Below are 15617 nucleotides of genomic sequence, written 5' to 3'. Positions count from 1 at the left end.
ACGCGGCCGGGCTCAGCGTTCCCGGCCGCATCTCAGCTCCCTCAACACCTCCTCCACGCCGGCCAGTTGGCGGCGTACGTCTCTCATGTCGCCCGGCCCCTCGCGGGACAGCTCCGTCTCGATCAGGCCGAGGCGGTCGGCGATCCGGCTCAGCTGCTTCTGCTCCTGCGCGAGCAGCCGCTCCAACTGGCGGTTCTTGCGGTGCAGATCGAGGAAGACGTTGACCTTGGCGCGCAGCACCCAGGGGTCGAAGGGCTTGGTGAGGAAGTCCGCCGCACCCGTGGCGTACCCGCGGAACGCATACCCGTTGTCGGCATCCGTACCGGTCAGGAAGATGATCGGCACGTCCTTCGTCTGGTCGAGCCGTTTGATGTTGGACGCGGTCTCGAACCCGTCCATGCCCGGCATCCGCACGTCGAGCAGCACCACCGCGAACTTCTGCCGCAGCAGTGCCTTCATCGCCTCCTCGCCCGAACGCGCCCGAACCAGCGGCTCGTTAAGGGGGCCGAGGACCGCTTCCAGGGCGATCAGGTTGTCCTCCATGTCGTCGACCAGGAGGATGCTCGCCCGGTCGCCGGACGGTCGTGCCGCTGTGCTCATGACGGGGTTCGCCTCATACGCTCGGTGGTGCGGTCGCGGTGTCCCCGGTGCCGCTCGACTGTTCCGGGACGGAAGATGTGGCCCCGTCCTGCGGCGACTCGCCGCCGGGGTCCAGGAGGGTGCAGACGACCATGAGGAGCTGGTCCACGTCCACGGGCTTCGGCACGTACGCGTTGGCGCCCTGCGCGATCGACTTCTCGCGGTCGCCGGGCATCGCCTTGGCGGTGAGCGCGATGATCGGAAGGTCGCTCCACTGCGGGCTGCGCCGGATCGCCTCGATGGTCTCGTAGCCGTCCATCTCCGGCATCATGATGTCCATCAGGACGAGTTCGATGTCCGGGTTGCGCTCCAGGGCCTCGATGCCCTCGCGCCCGTTCTCCGCGTAGAGCACCGGCATGCCGACCCGGCCCAGGACGTGGGTGAGCGCGAACACGTTGCGGATGTCGTCGTCGACGATCAGGACCCGGCGGCCGGGCAGCACGTTGCCCGCGCGCCCCCGCTTCCACTCCTCCAGTTTGGTGGTGGCGGGCCAGCCGTCGTCCTGGTCGGGCAGCAGGACGTGATCGGAGGAGAGCCGATCGGAGGCGTCGAGGGTGGCTTCGGGGTCCTGCTCGGCCTCGCTGAGCACATGGCCCGGATAGCGGACGGGGACGTACAGCGTGAAGGTGGAGCCGCTGCCCGGCTGGCTCTCGGCGATGATCCGGCCGCCGAGCAGTCCGGCGATCTCCCGGCTGATGGACAGGCCGAGGCCGGTGCCGCCGTACTTGCGGTTGGTGGTGCCGTCGGCCTGCTGGAACGCCTCGAAGATCACCGGGAGCTTCTCCGGCGCGATGCCGATGCCGGTGTCCGTGACGGCGAAGGCGATCAGGTCGTCCACGTCGCTCAGCACGGCGTTCTCCGGGTCCTTGATGCGGTTGACGCGCAGCTCGACGCGGCCCGACGAGGTGAACTTGATCGCGTTGGACAGCAGATTGCGCAGGATCTGCTGGAGGCGCTGCTCGTCGGAGTACATCTCGCGCGGCACGTCCTCGCCGACCGACACCTCGAAGGCGAGCCCCCGGTCGAGGGTGATGGGGCGGAAGGTGGCGTGGACGTAGTCGAGGAGCTTGATGAGGGGGAGCTTCTTGGGGCGTACGTCCATGCGGCCCGCTTCGATCTTCGACAGGTCCAGGATGTCGTTGATCAGCTGGAGGAGGTCGGAGCCCGAGCGGTGGATCGTGGTGGCGAACCGCACTTCCTGGTCCGAGAGATGGGAGTCCGGGTTGTCGGAGAGCAGCCGGGCGAGGATGAGCAGCGAGTTGAGGGGCGTGCGCAGCTCGTGCGACATGTTCGCCAGGAATTCGGACTTGTACTGCGACGACGTCGCCAACAGGGCTGCCTTTTCCTCCAGTTCCGCGTTCGAGCGCTGCAACTCGGCCTGCTGGCGCTGGAGTTCGTCCGAGCGCTCCTGGAGCTGGATGGCGAGCCGCTGGGACTCGCTCAGCAGCGATTCGGTACGGGAGTTGGCGATGATGGTGTTGATCGCGACCCCGATCGTGTTCACGAACTGGTCGAAGAAGGCCAGGTGGACGTCGGAGAATCGGGAGAAGGAGGCGAGCTCGATGACGCCGAGCAGCTTGTCCTCGAAGAGGATCGGGATGATGACGACACTGGCCGGGGAGGCCTCCCCGAGCCCGGAGTTGATCTTGATGTAGTCCGGCGGGGCCTCCTCCAGGAGGATCCTCTTCTTCTCCAGGGCCGCCTGGCGGACCAGACCGTGGCCCGGCATGCCGGTCGTGTCGACGGTCGCGCCCTGGGCCGAGCCGTACCCGGCGATGAAGGCGAGGCCCTTGGTGGAGCTGGTGGTGCGGGACGGGGCGTCCTCGCCGTCGGGGTCGGCGAGGAAGAACGCGCCGTACTGGGCGTTCACCAGCGGGGTCAGTTCGCGCAGGATCAGGTCGGCGACCTCCATCAGATCGCGGTGGCCCTGCATCAGACCGGCGAGGCGGGCCAGATTGGACTCCAGCCAGTCCTTGGCGCGGGTGGTCTCGCGGAGGTTGGACACCATGAGGTTGATGTTGTCCTTCAGCTCGGAGACCTCGCCCCGGGTCTCCACGGTGATCGAACGCGACATGTCGCCCTGGGCCACGGCGGACGCCACCTCGGCGATCGCGCGGACCTGAGTGGTGAGGTTGAGCGCGAGCTCGTTCACACTGGTCGTCAGGCGCTTCCAGGTGCCGTACACGCCCTCCACCCGTGCCTGGCCGCCCAGTTGGCCCTCGGAGCCCACCTCGCGAGCCACCCGGGTGACCTCGGAGGAGAACGAGGACAGCGTGTCCACCATGGTGTTGATGGTGGTCTTCAGCTCCAGGATCTCGCCGCGGGCGTCCACGTCGATCTTCTTGGAGAGGTCGCCCTGGGCCACGGCCGTGGCGACCTGGGCGATGTTGCGCACCTGTGAAGTCAGGTTGTCCGCCATGTAGTTGACGTTCTCGGTGAGGTCCTTCCAGACGCCGGAGACGCCCCGGACCTGGGCGCGGCCGCCGAGGTTTCCTTCGGTGCCGACTTCGCGGGCCACCCTGGTGACTTCGTCGGCGAAGGCGCGGAGCTGCTCCACCATGGTGTTGACGGTGTCCTTCAGCTCCAGGATCTCGCCGCGCGCGTCGACGGTGATCTTCTTCGACAGGTCGCCGTTGGCGACGGCGGTGGTGACCTGGGCGATGTTGCGTACCTGTGAAGTCAGGTTGGATGCCATGAAGTTGACGTTCTCCGTCAGGTCGTTCCAGACACCCGCGACGCCGCGCACCTGGGCCTGACCGCCGAGGTTTCCTTCGGTGCCGACTTCGCGGGCCACCCTGGTGACTTCGTCGGCGAAGGCGGAGAGCTGGTCGACCATGGTGTTGATGGTGGTCTTCAGCTCCAGGATCTCGCCCTTCGCCTCGACGGTGATCTTCTTGCCGAGGTCTCCCTGGGCGACGGCGGTCGACACGAGCGCGATGTTGCGCACCTGCGAAGTCAGGTTGTCCGCCATGAAGTTGACGTTCTCGGTGAGGTCCTTCCAGACGCCGGAGACGCCCCGGACCTGGGCGCGGCCGCCGAGGTTTCCTTCGGTGCCGACTTCGCGGGCCACCCTGGTGACTTCGTCGGCGAAGGCGGAGAGCTGGTCGACCATGGTGTTGATGGTGGACTTGAGCTCCAGGATCTCGCCCTGCGCGTCGACGGTGATCTTCTGGGACAGGTCGCCGTTGGCGACGGCGGTGGTGACCTGGGCGATGTTGCGTACCTGTGAAGTCAGGTTGGACGCCATCAGGTTGACGTTGTCGGTGAGGTTCTTCCAGACCCCGGACACGCCCCGGACCTGGGCGCGGCCGCCGAGCCGGCCCTCGGTGCCGACTTCGCGGGCTACCCTCGTGACCTCGTCGGCGAAGGCGGACAGCTGGTCCACCATGGTGTTCACGGTCAGCTTCAGTTCCAGTAACTCGCCGGTGGCTTCGACCGTGACCGTACGGGTCAGGTCGCCGCGGGCCACCGCCGTGGTCACCGCCGCGATGTCGCGGACCTGCGCGGTGAGCCGCGCGGCCATCGTGTTCACGGCCTCGGTGACATCGCGCCAACTGCCGCTGAGGCCCTGCACCTTGGCCCGCCCGCCGAGCCGGCCCTCGGTGCCGACCTCGCGGGCCACCCGGGTCACCTCGCCGGTGAACAGCGAGAGCTGGTCGACCATCTTGTTGACCGCGCCGCCAAGGCGGCGCAGATCGCCGCGCAACTGGCGGTTGCCGTCGTGCAGATCGACCCGCTGGGTCAGATCGCCGCCCGCCACCGCGTCGAGCACCCGGGTCGCGTTCGCCGCCGGCACCACCAGGGCGTCCAGCAGGGTGTTCGCATTGGCGATGCTGGCGGTCCAGGTGCCCTGCCCGGGGCTGGCCGCGAGCCGGTCGTCGAGCCGCCCGTGCCGGATCACCTCGCGGCGCACCCGGGTCAGCTCGTCGCTGAAGTGCTGGTTGCGCACCACCACTTGGTTGAAGACCGCGGCCAGTTCGGCCGGCATGCCCTCGTGGACCTCCTGGAGCCGGACCCGGAAGTCTCCGTCGCGCAACGTTTGCATGGCGGCAAGCAGGGGCCGCAGCTCCGAGGCCCGGACCCAGCCTCCCTCCCCGGGAGGCATAGCACTGTCTGTGTTCATCGCTGCCCACTTCGATGACTCGGCGCTTATGGCCACGCTCAGTCTGTCACTCTGTCGGAGTCGTGAGCGGCGCATCGCAAGAACCGGTCAGGAGCCGCACCGTGGGACCCCTTCCAACGCAGCGGGAGACCTTGAACAGCCTGATTCCACCGTCCTCGCACGCCCCTTCCGCGGGCGCCGGGACCCGGACCGCCGACGCCGCCCCGGGCCTCCCGGCGGCGCCCAGGACCCATGCGGCCGCCCGCACCCGGCTGCCCGGAAACTCGCTTGCGCCCGGGGCCGCCCGCCGGTTCATACGGGCCACGCTCGCCGGCTGGGCCGGGCCCGGGCCGCCGGCGCCGGGCGAAGTCCCCGAATTCTCCGACCGGTTCGTGGACGACGCGGCGGTCCTGGTCAGCGAGCTGGTCACCAACGCGGTCGTGCACGCGGGCACGGCCGTCGAACTGCTCTGCCGCCTGGGGCCCGGTGACGGGCCGGGACCCGCCGCCCTCGTCATCGAGGTCTCCGACCAGCATCCCTCCCGCACGGTACGCAGCGAGCCGCGCTGCGCGCGGGACGAGCGGGCCGAGTACGAGTACGGGCGCGGTCTGCACGTCGTAGCGGCGCTCGCCGAATGCTGGGGCATCACCTACCGCACCGGGCGCAAAACCGTCTGGGCCCGCCTCGCGGTGCACGGCGACGAGCAGCCCGGGCCGAACCGGGCCCCCTGCGCAGACGTCCTCCAACGCGGCCTGCGCGCGGCCGAGATACTCGCCCCGAACCCCCACCGCGGCCCGCGGCAGCCCGAACCCGACTGGGTCGACCGCGGCGCCCTCACCTTCCTCGCCGAGGCCTCCGACCTCCTTGCCGGGCAGTTCGACGAGGACATGATCGCGGCGCTCGCCGGACAGCTCATGGTGCCCAGGTTCGCCGACTGGTGCGCCATCTGGCTCGACGCGGACGCCGGCCCCGCCGCCGCGCCCCGGCTGGCCCGCGTCTGGCACGCCAGGGAGTCCGCGCTCGAAGTGCTGCGGGCGACCGTCGAGAAGGAGCCGCCCCGGCTGCCCGCATCGGTCGGCACGGGTCCCGTGCCGGTGCCCTGGCCGCGCATGGCCGGGCAGCCCCACGACGGCGCGGCCCTGGCGTACCGCCTGGTCGCGGGCGGGCGCGGAGTGGGCGTCCTGCTGCTCGGCCGGGCCGGCCTGATACGCATGCCCGACGAAGTCACCGGCCTGATCGAGGACTTCGCGCGCCGAGTGGGCCTCGCGATCGGCGCGGCCCGTCAGTACACCCGGCAGGCCACCATCAGCCGGGTGCTCCAGCGCGGCCTGTTGCCGAGCCGCGTCGCCGAGATCCCCGGCGTCGACAGCGCCCTCGTCTACCAGCCGAGCAACGGGGGCGTGGCGGGCGGCGACTTCTACGACGTGTTCCCCGGCGCCGGCGGCCGCTGGTGCTTCGCGCTCGGTGACGTCCAGGGCAGCGGCCCCGAGGCCGCGGTGCTGACCGGGCTCGCCCGGCCCTGGCTGCGACTGCTCGCCCGCGAGGGATACGCCGTGCACGAGGTACTGGACCGGCTCAACCAGCTGCTCGTGGACAACACGACCGACGCCACCGAGGCAGCCGAGGCCGCGATCCGCCTGGCGGCCGTCGAGTCCGCCGCACCGGCCGAGCCGCCGGACGGCCCGCAGACCCGCTTCCTGTCCCTGTTGTACGGGGAGCTCGTGCCGGACGCCGAGGGCAGGGGAGTGCGGTGCACGCTGGTCAGCGCCGGGCATCCGCTGCCGCTGCTGCTGCGCCCCGACGGCTCGGTGCGGCCGGCCGCCGCCCCGCAGATGCTGCTCGGTGTGGTCGAGGGCGCGCGGTACGAGAGCGAAACCTTCCGGATGACCTCCGGCGACACCCTGCTGTGTGTGACCGACGGGATCACCGAGCGGCGCTCGGGACCGCGGCTGCTCGACGACGGCGACGGGCTCGCCGCGGTCCTGGCCCGCTGCACGGGCCTGACCGCGTCCGGGGTGGCCGCCCGGATCAAGCAGGCGGTGTACGCGTTCGCCGAGGCCCCGCCCGCGGACGATCTTGCGCTGCTCGTCCTGAGGGCGAGGTGACCCGGCAGCACCCGCGGTGCCGGACAATGGGGGCATGCCTTCCGTACTGCCCGATGGTGAGCCCATGCCCGAGGACGGGTCGCTGCCCCGCCACGCCCTGGAGGGCGCGGGGGAGCGGCCGCTCGGGTTCTACCTGCACGTGCCGTACTGCGCGACGCGCTGCGGCTACTGCGACTTCAACACGTACACGGCCAGCGAGCTGGTCGGCAAGGGCGGTGTCCTCGCGTCCCGCGACAACTACGCGGACATGGTCGTCGAGGAGATCCGGCTCGCCCGGAAGGTGCTCGCCGACGACCCGCGCCCGGTGCGGACCGTCTTCGTCGGGGGCGGCACGCCGACGCTGCTCGCCGCGGGCGACCTGGTGCGCATGCTGGCCGCCGTACGGGACGAATTCGGCCTCGCCGACGACGCCGAGGTGACCACCGAGGCCAACCCCGATTCGGTGGACCCGGCGTATCTGGCGGAGCTGCGGGACGGCGGGTTCAACCGGGTCTCCTTCGGCATGCAGAGCGCCCGGCAGCACGTCCTGAAGGTCCTCGACCGCACGCACACGCCCGGCCGCCCCGAGGCGTGCGTCGCCGAGGCGCGCGCGGCGGGCTTCGAGCACGTCAACCTGGACCTGATCTACGGCACCCCGGGCGAGAGCGACGACGACTGGCGGGCCTCGCTCGCGGCGGCCGTCGGCGCCGGGCCCGACCACATCAGCGCGTACGCCCTGATCGTGGAGGAGGGCACCCAGCTCGCCCGGCGGATCCGGCGCGGCGAGGTGCCGATGACGGACGACGACGAGCACGCGGACCGCTACCTGATCGCCGACGAGGTCCTCGGCTCGGCCGGTTTCTCCTGGTACGAGGTGTCGAACTGGGCCACCACCGAGGCCGGCCGCTGCCTGCACAACGAGCTGTACTGGCGCGGCGCCGACTGGTGGGGCGCCGGTCCCGGCGCGCACAGCCACGTCGGCGGGGTGCGCTGGTGGAACGTGAAGCACCCCGGCGCGTACGCGGCGGCGCTGGCCGGGGGCCGCTCCCCGGGGGCCGGGCGCGAGGTGCTGGCCCCCGAGGACCGCCGCGTCGAGCGCGTGCTCCTTGAGCTCCGGCTCCGCGAGGGCTGCGAGCTGACCCTGCTGCGCCCGGCGGGCCTCGCGGCGGCGCGCCGCGCGGTGGGCGAGGGCCTCCTCGACCCGGCGGCGTTCGACGCGGGTCGGGCGGTTCTGACCCTGCGGGGCCGACTCCTGGCAGATGCGGTGGTAAGGGATCTGGTCGACTGACCAGCATGCCCGGGGGCGGAGCCCCAACAGGCGACGGGCCGCAGCCGAACACACCCCCGGAGGGTCTCGGGAAGCCCCGATGCCCGTAAGCAGGGGTTCTGTCCCGCCCGACGATGCAGCGAGCGGGACAGCTTGAATTAAGTGCCAGCTAGTCCGTCCCTGCCGTACCGAACTCCGTCCTGGTGGTGCTCGTTGTTGTTGAGTGCCCGCCCCCGGACTCGAACCGGGGAACTCTGCGGCCGATATCCCGTACGGGCCGGTACCGCGCACCTCTGTCGTTGGGTCAGCGGTCTTGGCCGTCCTGGCCGTACGCCCTTCCGAGTGCCATAGCGGGTAGTGCCCACCGCGCCGGGTATTGATCGGTGCGTCAGCAGCCACGCCGCTATGAAAGGTGAGAATCATGCAGGCGAAGGTTGGAGATCGCATCGTCGTCTCCGGCAGAATTGGAATGCCGGAACTATCCGGTGAGATCGTGGAAGTGCGGGGAAACGACGGCGCCCCGCCGTATTTTGTGCGCTTTGATGACGGATATGAGCAGCTCGTTTATCCCGGCCCCGATTCAACGATCAGTCCCGCCTAGCCCGGCGAACTCACCGACTTGGGCCAGTCTGGACCCGGTGGGTACTGCACGCGCTTACAACCCTTTCGGCGCCCTGGTCAAGGGCGGTTACTCATGGGCGGTGCAGTCCCCCTGTCCGCCGTAGCGGACTCGCGCTCGCTGCTCCCTGGTTCCCCCGAGGGCGAGCTGACGAGGGGCCTTCGGCGCGCCCCATGGGCCCGTCTGCGGGCATGGGAAAGCCCCGCGGGCCCGAGGGGCTACCGGGGCCGGTGCGGACCGGTCGTACTGCATTCCAGGACGAACCTGTAAGGCACCGGGCCTAGCCCGCACACTCCATGTCGGTGCGGGGTAAGGCGAGCCTGTACGCCACTCGGGGAACGCCCAGAGCCCCGGCGGACAGTGGCCAACCGGGGCGTGCTCGGTCTCGTACGGGGTTGTTACGCGGCAGGCGCGAGAGCGTTCGGTGTGAGCTTGCGGTGCGCTTTGGCCATGGGCGTGGGCCCGTGGTCGGGGTTGTTCTCGGTGCCGATCTCGTCGGCCATGGTCGCGTTCTCTTCAATGGTGGGGTCAAGGTCAACTCGTCCGGCCGAGAGAGCCGCCCGCCGAGCTGCGGACGATCAAAGGGGCCGATCTTGGAAGCGGACACGTCCAGGTCGACCGCTTCGCGCAGTGTGTCGCCCTCGCCGAAGTCGATGCCGAGGGCTGCCGCTGCTATGCCGTCGGCTTCGCGCTGACGCTCGGGGCTGGCGGTCTCATCCGTCCGCACCGACAATCGGACGCACCGCACCCCGCGCAGGGTCTCGGTAGATGCGATTCCTACGGGTGTATATGCCTTATCCATGCCCCCCGTAGGGACTACGGCACCGTCACGAAGTCGATCAAGTGCTCCACCGAGCCCAGCAGCGTCGGGTCCAGGTCCTTGTACGTGTGGACGCGGGACAGGATGTGCTGCCACGCCGCGCCCGTGTTGTCCGGCCAGCCCAGCGCCCGGCACACGCCCGTCTTCCAGTCCTCGCCCCGGGGAACCCTCGGCCACGCCGCGATGCCCACCGAGGACGGCTTCACCGCCTCCCACACGTCGATGTACGGGTGGCCGACGATCAGTACGTCCGCATCCGTCACCGACGCCGCGATGCGGGACTCCTTCGAGCCGGGAACGAGGTGGTCCACCAGGACGCCGAGGCGGGCGTCCGGGCCGGGGGAGAATTCGGCGACGATCGCGGGGAGGTCGTCGATGCCCTCCAGGTACTCGACGACCACGCCCTCGATGCGCAGGTCGTCGCCCCACACCTTCTCCACCAGCTCCGCGTCGTGGCGGCCCTCGACGTAGATCCGGCCCGCCCGCGCGACCCGGGCCCGCGCGCCCGGTACGGCCAGCGATCCGGAGGCGGTGCGGGCGGGGCGTACGGGGGCGGCGGAGGGGCGTACCAGCGTGACCACCTTGCCCTCCAGCAGGAAGCCGCGCGGCGCGAGCGGGAAGACGCGGTGCTTGCCGAAGCGGTCCTCCAGCGTGACCGTCGGCCCCTCGGCCGTCTTCTCGCAGCGGATCACGGCCCCGCAGAACCCCGTGGAGACCTCCTCCACGACCAGATCGGCCTCCGCCGGCACCTCGGGCGCGGGGGCCTGCTTCTTCTTCCAGGGGGGCGTCAGGTCAGGGCTGTAGCTGCGCATTCGACAGAGAATACGGCGGCCCGCCCACCCCTACGAGCCGAACCTGGCCGCGAGTTGGTCCCGCTGGGCGCGGACGAAGGCCGCGTCGACCACCGACCCGTGCCCCGGTACGTACACCGCGTCCTCGCCGCCCAGCGAGAGCAGCCGGTCCAGGGCGGCCGGCCAGCGCGAACCCACCGCGTCCGGGCCCGCCTGGGGCTCGCCCGACTCCTCGACCAGGTCGCCGCAGAAGACGATCTCGGGAGATCCGCCGCTCGCCGGGACCAGGACCGCCAGGTCGTGGCCGGAGTGGCCCGGGCCCACGTTGGCGAGCAGGACCTGGCGGCCGCCCAGGTCCAGGGTCCACTCGCCGCACACCATGTGCTGCGGCCTGACCAGCAGGTCGGCGGCCTCGGCTGCCGCGTCGTCCGGCACACCCTGGCGCGTCGCGTCGCTGCGCAGCTCGTCGCGGTCGAGGGCGCGCTCGATCCCGACCGCCCCGAACACCTCGGCGCCGGCGAAGGCGGCCGTGCCGAGGACGTGGTCGAAGTGCGGGTGGCTGAGTGCGATATGGGTCACCCGGCGGCCGAACAGCGCCTCGGCCTGCGTCCGGAGCTCGGCGCCCTCCTGGAGGGTCGCGCCGGTGTCGTAAAGGAGGAGCCCGTGCTCCCCGGAGACCAGCCCGGCCGTGGCGTCCCAGACCGGCAGGCGCCTGCGGCCCACCCCGTCACCCAGGCGCTCCCAGCCGAACTCTTCCCAATTGACGTCCATGACGCGACGCTATCCGCAATCCCCCGGTGACGTCGCACGGTAGCGTGGTCGGCCGCCCTTGCTAGGGGCGTACCGGTCGGCCGTACACTGGCCGGGGGATTGCTGGCACTCGAACACAGCGAGTGCCAAAACGGACGGCAACTGGAGGTGTGCGCGATGCTCAGTGAACGCAGGCTTGAGGTGCTGCGCGCCATCGTCCAGGACTATGTCGGCACCGAGGAGCCGGTGGGGTCCAAGGCCCTGACCGAGCGGCACGCACTGGGCGTCTCACCGGCGACCGTGCGCAACGACATGGCGGTACTGGAGGAGGAGGGCTTCATCGCCCAGCCCCACACCAGCGCCGGCCGGATCCCGACCGACAAGGGCTACCGGCTCTTCGTCGACCGGCTCGCGGGCGTCAAGCCCCTGTCGTCGCCCGAGCGCCGCGCGATCCAGAACTTCCTGGACAGCGCCGTCGACCTGGACGACGTCGTCGCCCGTACGGTGCGGCTGCTCGCGCAGCTGACCCGGCAGGTGGCGGTCGTCCAGTACCCGTCGCTGACCCGCTCGACGGTGCGGCACGTGGAGCTCCTCTCACTGGCGCCGGCCCGGCTGATGCTGGTGCTGATCACCGACACCGGGCGGGTCGAGCAGCGCATGGTCGACTGCCCGGCGCCGTTCGGCGACGCCTCGCTCGCGGACCTGCGGGCCCGGCTCAACGCACGGGTCGTGGGGCGCCGCTTCGCGGACGTGCCGCAGCTCGTGCAGGACCTGCCGGAGTCCTTTGAACCGGAGGACCGAGGAACCGTTTCGACGGTCCTCGCCACCCTCCTCGAAACCCTGGTCGAAGAGACCGAGGAGCGGCTGATGATCGGCGGCACCGCCAATCTCACCCGCTTCGGACACGACTTCCCGCTGACCATCAGGCCGGTGCTGGAGGCGCTGGAGGAGCAGGTCGTGCTCCTCAAGCTGCTCGGCGAGGCCAAGGAATCGGGCATGACCGTACGCATCGGGCACGAGAACAACGCCCATGAAGGACTGAACTCCACGTCCGTCGTATCGGTCGGCTACGGTTCCGGCGGCGAGGCGGTCGCCAAACTCGGCGTGGTCGGACCGACCCGCATGGATTACCCCGGAACGATGGGAGCGGTACGCGCAGTGGCACGTTACGTCGGACAGATCCTGGCGGAGTCGTAAGTGGCCACGGACTACTACGCCGTACTCGGCGTGCGCCGCGACGCATCTCAGGACGAGATCAAGAAGGCCTTCCGGAGGCTGGCGAGGGAACTTCACCCCGATGTGAACCCCGACCCGAAGACCCAGGAGCGGTTCAAGGAGATCAACGCCGCTTACGAGGTGCTCTCCGACCCGCAGAAGAAGCAGGTGTACGACCTCGGCGGCGACCCGCTGTCGTCGTCGGGCGGCGGCGGTGCCGGTGGCTTCGGTGCCGGTGGCTTCGGCAACTTCTCGGACATCATGGACGCCTTCTTCGGCACGGCCTCGCAGCGCGGCCCGCGCTCGCGGACCCGCCGCGGCCAGGACGCAATGATCCGCCTGGAGATCGACCTCAACGAGGCGGCCTTCGGCACCACCAAGGAGATCCAGGTCGACACCGCCGTGGTGTGTACGACCTGCTCGGGCGAGGGCGCCGCGCCCGGCACCTCCGCGCAGACCTGTGACATGTGCCGCGGCCGCGGCGAGGTGTCCCAGGTCACCCGGTCGTTCCTGGGCCAGGTCATGACGTCGCGCCCCTGCCCCCAGTGCCAGGGCTTCGGCACCGTGGTCCCGACCCCGTGCCCGGAGTGCGCGGGCGACGGCCGCATCCGCTCGCGCCGCACGCTCACCGTGAAGATCCCGGCCGGTGTCGACAACGGCACCCGGATCCAGCTCGCGGGCGAGGGCGAGGTCGGCCCCGGCGGCGGCCCCGCCGGCGATCTGTACGTGGAGATCCACGAACTCCCGCACGACGTGTTCCAGCGCCGCGGCGACGACCTGCACTGCACGGTCACCATCCCCATGACGGCGGCGTCGCTCGGCACGAAGGTGCCGCTCCAGACGCTCGACGGCATGGAGGAGGTGGACATCCGTCCGGGCACCCAGTCCGGCCAGTCCATCCCGCTGCACGGCCGGGGCATCACGCATCTGCGCGGCGGCGGCCGGGGCGACCTCATCGTGCACGTCGAGGTCCTGACCCCGAGCAAGCTGGACCCCCAGCAGGAGGACCTCCTGCGCCAGCTGGCCAAACTCCGCGGCGAGGAACGCCCGACGGGCCAGTTCCAGCCGGGCCAGCAGGGCTTGTTCTCCCGCTTGAAGGACGCGTTCAACGGCCGTTGAGCCGAAAGAAACGAGGAGGGGCTGGCTTTCCCGGTACTGCCCGGGAAAGCCAGCCCCTCCGGCGTTTGAGGAGCGGGGTCCGGGGCGGAGCCCCGTGCGGGGTGGGCAATCAGCGGGCGATTCGGTGCGAGAGCAAGCACATGGCACGATGCGAGCATGGCTTTGACCGATCTCTGCCGGTATCCGATCGTGCAGGCGCCCATGGCGGGTGGCGCCTCCGGTCCGGCACTGGCCGCGGCCGTCTCCGAGGCCGGCGGGCTCGGATTCCTCGCCGCCGGGTACAAGACCGCCGACGGCATGTACCAGGAGATCAAGCAGCTGCGCGGGCTGACGAACCAGCCCTTCGGAGTCAACCTGTTCATGCCCCAGGACCCGCACACCGACCCCGCCGCCATCGAGGTCTACCGGCACCAGCTGGCGGGCGAGGCCTCCTGGTACGAGACGCCGCTGGGCGACGCCGACACCGGGGGCGACGACAACTACGAGGCCAAGCTGGCGATCCTGCGCGAAGACCCGGTACCGGTCGTCTCGTTCACCTTCGGCTGCCCCGAGCGCGCGGTACTCGACGCCTTCACGAAGCTCGGCACGTACACGATCGTCACCGTGACCACCCCCCAGGAAGCGCAGGCCGCGCAGCGGGCCGGGGCGGACGCGGTGTGTGTGCAGGGTGTCGAGGCGGGCGGCCACCAGGGCACCTACCGGGACGATCCGCAGACCGGCGGGGCAGGGCTCGGACTGCTCACGCTGATCGCACTCGTCAAGGAGACGGTCCAGCTGCCGATCGTCGCGGCGGGCGGCCTGATGCGCGGCGCGCAGATCGCGGCGGTGCTCGCGGCGGGCGCGGCCGCGGCACAGCTCGGCACGGCGTTCCTGGTCTGCCCGGAATCCGGCGCGAACGTACTGCACAAGCAGGCGCTGACCAACCCCCTGTTCGTCCGTACGGAGTTGACGAGGGCGTTCTCCGGGCGGCCCGCGCGCGGCCTGGTGAACCGTTTCATGCGGGAGCACGGTCCGTACGCCCCCGCCGCCTATCCGCAGGTGCACCAGCTCACCGCGGGCCTGCGCAAGGCGGCGGCCGGGGCCGGTGACCCCCAGGGCATGGCGCTCTGGGCCGGACAGGGCCACCGGCTGGCCCGCGATCTTCCGGCCGGCCGCCTCGTCGAGGTGCTGGCCGACGAACTCGACGCCGCGGGCGCCGAGTTGACCGCGACACTGCAGAATCTGAGGAACATGAGGAGTGCGTCATGACCGCCCCGGTCTTCGTCGTGGACAAGGTGCCGGGCGGCGGCGAGTTCGTCCTGGACGGGGCGGAGGGGCGGCACGCCGTCTCCGTCAAGCGGCTGCGCGCGGACGAGGAAGTGACCCTGACCGACGGCCGCGGGACCTGGGCGGACGCCGTGGTCGTCGCCGCCGAGGGCAAGGACCGCCTGGTCGTACGGATCACCGGCGGGTGCGCGACCGAGGACGAGCCCGCGGTACGGATCACCGTGGTCCAGGCGCTGCCCAAGGGCGACCGGGGCGAGGTCGCCGTGGAGACGATGACCGAGACGGGCGTCGACGCGATCGTGCCGTGGCAGGCCGCGCGCTGCATCACCCAGTGGAAGGGCGAGCGCGGCCTCAAGTCCCTTGCCAAATGGCGCAGTACGGCCCGCGAGGCGGGCAAGCAGTCGCGCCAGGTGCGGTTCCCCGAGGTGTCCGAGGCGATGACCACCAAGCAGGTGGCGGCGCTGCTCGCCGGGGCCGACCTGGCGGTGGTCCTGCACGAGGACCGCGATTACGCCTCCGGCGCGCTGGCCACCGCCGAACTGCCCGAGCACGGCGAGATCGTCCTGGTGGTGGGCCCCGAGGGCGGGGTCTCCCCGGACGAACTGGCCACTTTCACCCAGGCCGGAGCCAAGCCGTACCGCCTGGGCCGCAGCGTCCTGCGCACGTCGACGGCGGGCACGGTGGCAGCGGCCCTCCTGATGGGGCGTACGGGCCGCTGGTCGTAGCCCCCGAATTCGCCCCCTTGGCGGGCGAAACGGCCTGCTTGGCGACAGGTCCTGGCGGGCGAAAGGGTCCTGGCGGGGCAGAACGTTCCGCCTGGCGAATAAGTCCTGGCGGGCAAAAATCCAGCCTCTCATGGGGGTCCCCCCTGGCCCTTCAGGCCTTGGGGGAGTTTGAGGAGCGGGGTCCGGGGCGGAGCCCCGTGCGCACCGGGCTGCGGCCGGA

At 70.8% G+C, this 15617-nt stretch carries 11 protein-coding genes and 1 pseudogene; 7 read left to right on the top strand and 5 right to left on the bottom strand.

Features of this window, described 5'->3' with window-relative positions; all coding sequences use genetic code 11:
• Positions 1 to 12: 12 nt before the first annotated feature.
• Both ACIBK6_RS00985 and ACIBK6_RS00980 read right to left on the bottom strand, forming a co-directional pair.
• Positions 13 to 600: a two-component system response regulator gene (locus ACIBK6_RS00985; RefSeq protein ID WP_399047637.1), complete on the bottom strand. Its 588-nt coding sequence runs from the start codon at positions 598 to 600 to the stop codon at positions 13 to 15.
• Positions 601 to 613: 13 nt separating this feature from the next.
• Complete coding sequence (locus tag ACIBK6_RS00980; protein WP_399047635.1) at positions 614 to 4684, bottom strand: HAMP domain-containing protein; 4071 nt, start codon at positions 4682 to 4684, stop codon at positions 614 to 616.
• A gap of 179 nt (positions 4685 to 4863) precedes the next feature.
• On the opposite strand from ACIBK6_RS00980, the gene ACIBK6_RS00975 reads away from it, so the two are divergent.
• The 3 genes from ACIBK6_RS00975 to ACIBK6_RS00965 all read left to right on the top strand — a co-directional run bounded on the left by ACIBK6_RS00975 (position 4864) and on the right by ACIBK6_RS00965 (position 8693).
• Positions 4864 to 6846 carry a SpoIIE family protein phosphatase gene (locus ACIBK6_RS00975; protein WP_399047633.1) on the top strand — a complete coding sequence of 661 codons (1983 nt, stop codon included), beginning with the start codon at positions 4864 to 4866 and terminating at the stop codon, positions 6844 to 6846.
• Positions 6847 to 6880: 34 nt separating this feature from the next.
• Positions 6881 to 8113: a radical SAM family heme chaperone HemW gene (hemW, locus tag ACIBK6_RS00970; protein ID WP_399047632.1), complete on the top strand. Its 1233-nt coding sequence runs from the start codon at positions 6881 to 6883 to the stop codon at positions 8111 to 8113.
• Between the two features lie 400 nt (positions 8114 to 8513).
• Positions 8514 to 8693, top strand: coding sequence for a DUF1918 domain-containing protein (locus ACIBK6_RS00965; RefSeq protein WP_399047630.1), 180 nt, complete (start codon positions 8514 to 8516; stop codon positions 8691 to 8693).
• Between the two features lie 556 nt (positions 8694 to 9249).
• On the opposite strand, the pseudogene ACIBK6_RS00960 reads toward ACIBK6_RS00965, so the two are convergent.
• The 3 genes and pseudogenes from ACIBK6_RS00960 to ACIBK6_RS00950 form a co-directional block, all read right to left on the bottom strand.
• Positions 9250 to 9513 (bottom strand): annotated as a pseudogene (locus ACIBK6_RS00960) (recombinase family protein); the annotation flags it as partial.
• 14 nt (positions 9514 to 9527) lie between these two features.
• Positions 9528 to 10343, bottom strand: coding sequence for a DUF3097 domain-containing protein (locus ACIBK6_RS00955; RefSeq protein WP_399047629.1), 816 nt, complete (start codon positions 10341 to 10343; stop codon positions 9528 to 9530).
• Positions 10344 to 10373: 30 nt separating this feature from the next.
• Positions 10374 to 11093 (bottom strand): MBL fold metallo-hydrolase, encoded by a 720-nt coding sequence (locus ACIBK6_RS00950; protein ID WP_399047628.1) that lies wholly within the window; start codon positions 11091 to 11093, stop codon positions 10374 to 10376.
• A gap of 156 nt (positions 11094 to 11249) precedes the next feature.
• On the opposite strand from ACIBK6_RS00950, the gene hrcA reads away from it, so the two are divergent.
• The 4 genes from hrcA (at position 11250) to ACIBK6_RS00930 (ending at position 15397) form a co-directional block, all read left to right on the top strand.
• Complete coding sequence (gene hrcA / locus ACIBK6_RS00945) at positions 11250 to 12269, top strand: heat-inducible transcriptional repressor HrcA (RefSeq protein WP_399047627.1); 1020 nt, start codon at positions 11250 to 11252, stop codon at positions 12267 to 12269.
• Entirely contained in the window at positions 12270 to 13406 is a 1137-nt protein-coding gene (dnaJ, locus tag ACIBK6_RS00940; protein ID WP_114035367.1) for a molecular chaperone DnaJ, read from the top strand. It begins immediately after the preceding gene.
• A 156-nt stretch (positions 13407 to 13562) separates the two neighbouring features.
• Positions 13563 to 14654 (top strand): nitronate monooxygenase, encoded by a 1092-nt coding sequence (locus ACIBK6_RS00935; RefSeq protein WP_399047626.1) that lies wholly within the window; start codon positions 13563 to 13565, stop codon positions 14652 to 14654.
• Complete coding sequence (locus tag ACIBK6_RS00930) at positions 14651 to 15397, top strand: 16S rRNA (uracil(1498)-N(3))-methyltransferase (protein ID WP_399047625.1); 747 nt, start codon at positions 14651 to 14653, stop codon at positions 15395 to 15397. The genes ACIBK6_RS00935 and ACIBK6_RS00930 overlap by 4 nt, the downstream gene beginning before the upstream one ends.
• Positions 15398 to 15617: the final 220 nt, after the last annotated feature.

It is taken from the genome of Streptomyces sp. NPDC050485, assembly GCF_044458185.1.
Classification (GTDB): domain Bacteria; phylum Actinomycetota; class Actinomycetes; order Streptomycetales; family Streptomycetaceae; genus Streptomyces.
This window is presented reverse-complemented; position numbering and strand designations above follow the sequence as displayed.

What these genes read in the sequence shown, in the direction of transcription:
- ACIBK6_RS00985 (WP_399047637.1), bottom strand. Translation starts at nt 600, where the DNA reads ATGAGCACAGCGGCACGACCGTCCGGCGACCGGGCGAGCATCCTCCTG.
- ACIBK6_RS00980 (WP_399047635.1), bottom strand. Translation starts at nt 4,684, where the DNA reads ATGCAAACGTTGCGCGACGGAGACTTCCGGGTCCGGCTCCAGGAGGTC.
- hemW (WP_399047632.1), top strand. Translation starts at nt 6,881, where the DNA reads ATGCCTTCCGTACTGCCCGATGGTGAGCCCATGCCCGAGGACGGGTCG.
- ACIBK6_RS00965 (WP_399047630.1), top strand. Translation starts at nt 8,514, where the DNA reads ATGCAGGCGAAGGTTGGAGATCGCATCGTCGTCTCCGGCAGAATTGGA.
- ACIBK6_RS00955 (WP_399047629.1), bottom strand. Translation starts at nt 10,343, where the DNA reads ATGCGCAGCTACAGCCCTGACCTGACGCCCCCCTGGAAGAAGAAGCAG.
- ACIBK6_RS00950 (WP_399047628.1), bottom strand. Translation starts at nt 11,093, where the DNA reads ATGGACGTCAATTGGGAAGAGTTCGGCTGGGAGCGCCTGGGTGACGGG.
- hrcA (WP_399047627.1), top strand. Translation starts at nt 11,250, where the DNA reads ATGCTCAGTGAACGCAGGCTTGAGGTGCTGCGCGCCATCGTCCAGGAC.
- ACIBK6_RS00935 (WP_399047626.1), top strand. Translation starts at nt 13,563, where the DNA reads ATGGCTTTGACCGATCTCTGCCGGTATCCGATCGTGCAGGCGCCCATG.
- ACIBK6_RS00930 (WP_399047625.1), top strand. Translation starts at nt 14,651, where the DNA reads ATGACCGCCCCGGTCTTCGTCGTGGACAAGGTGCCGGGCGGCGGCGAG.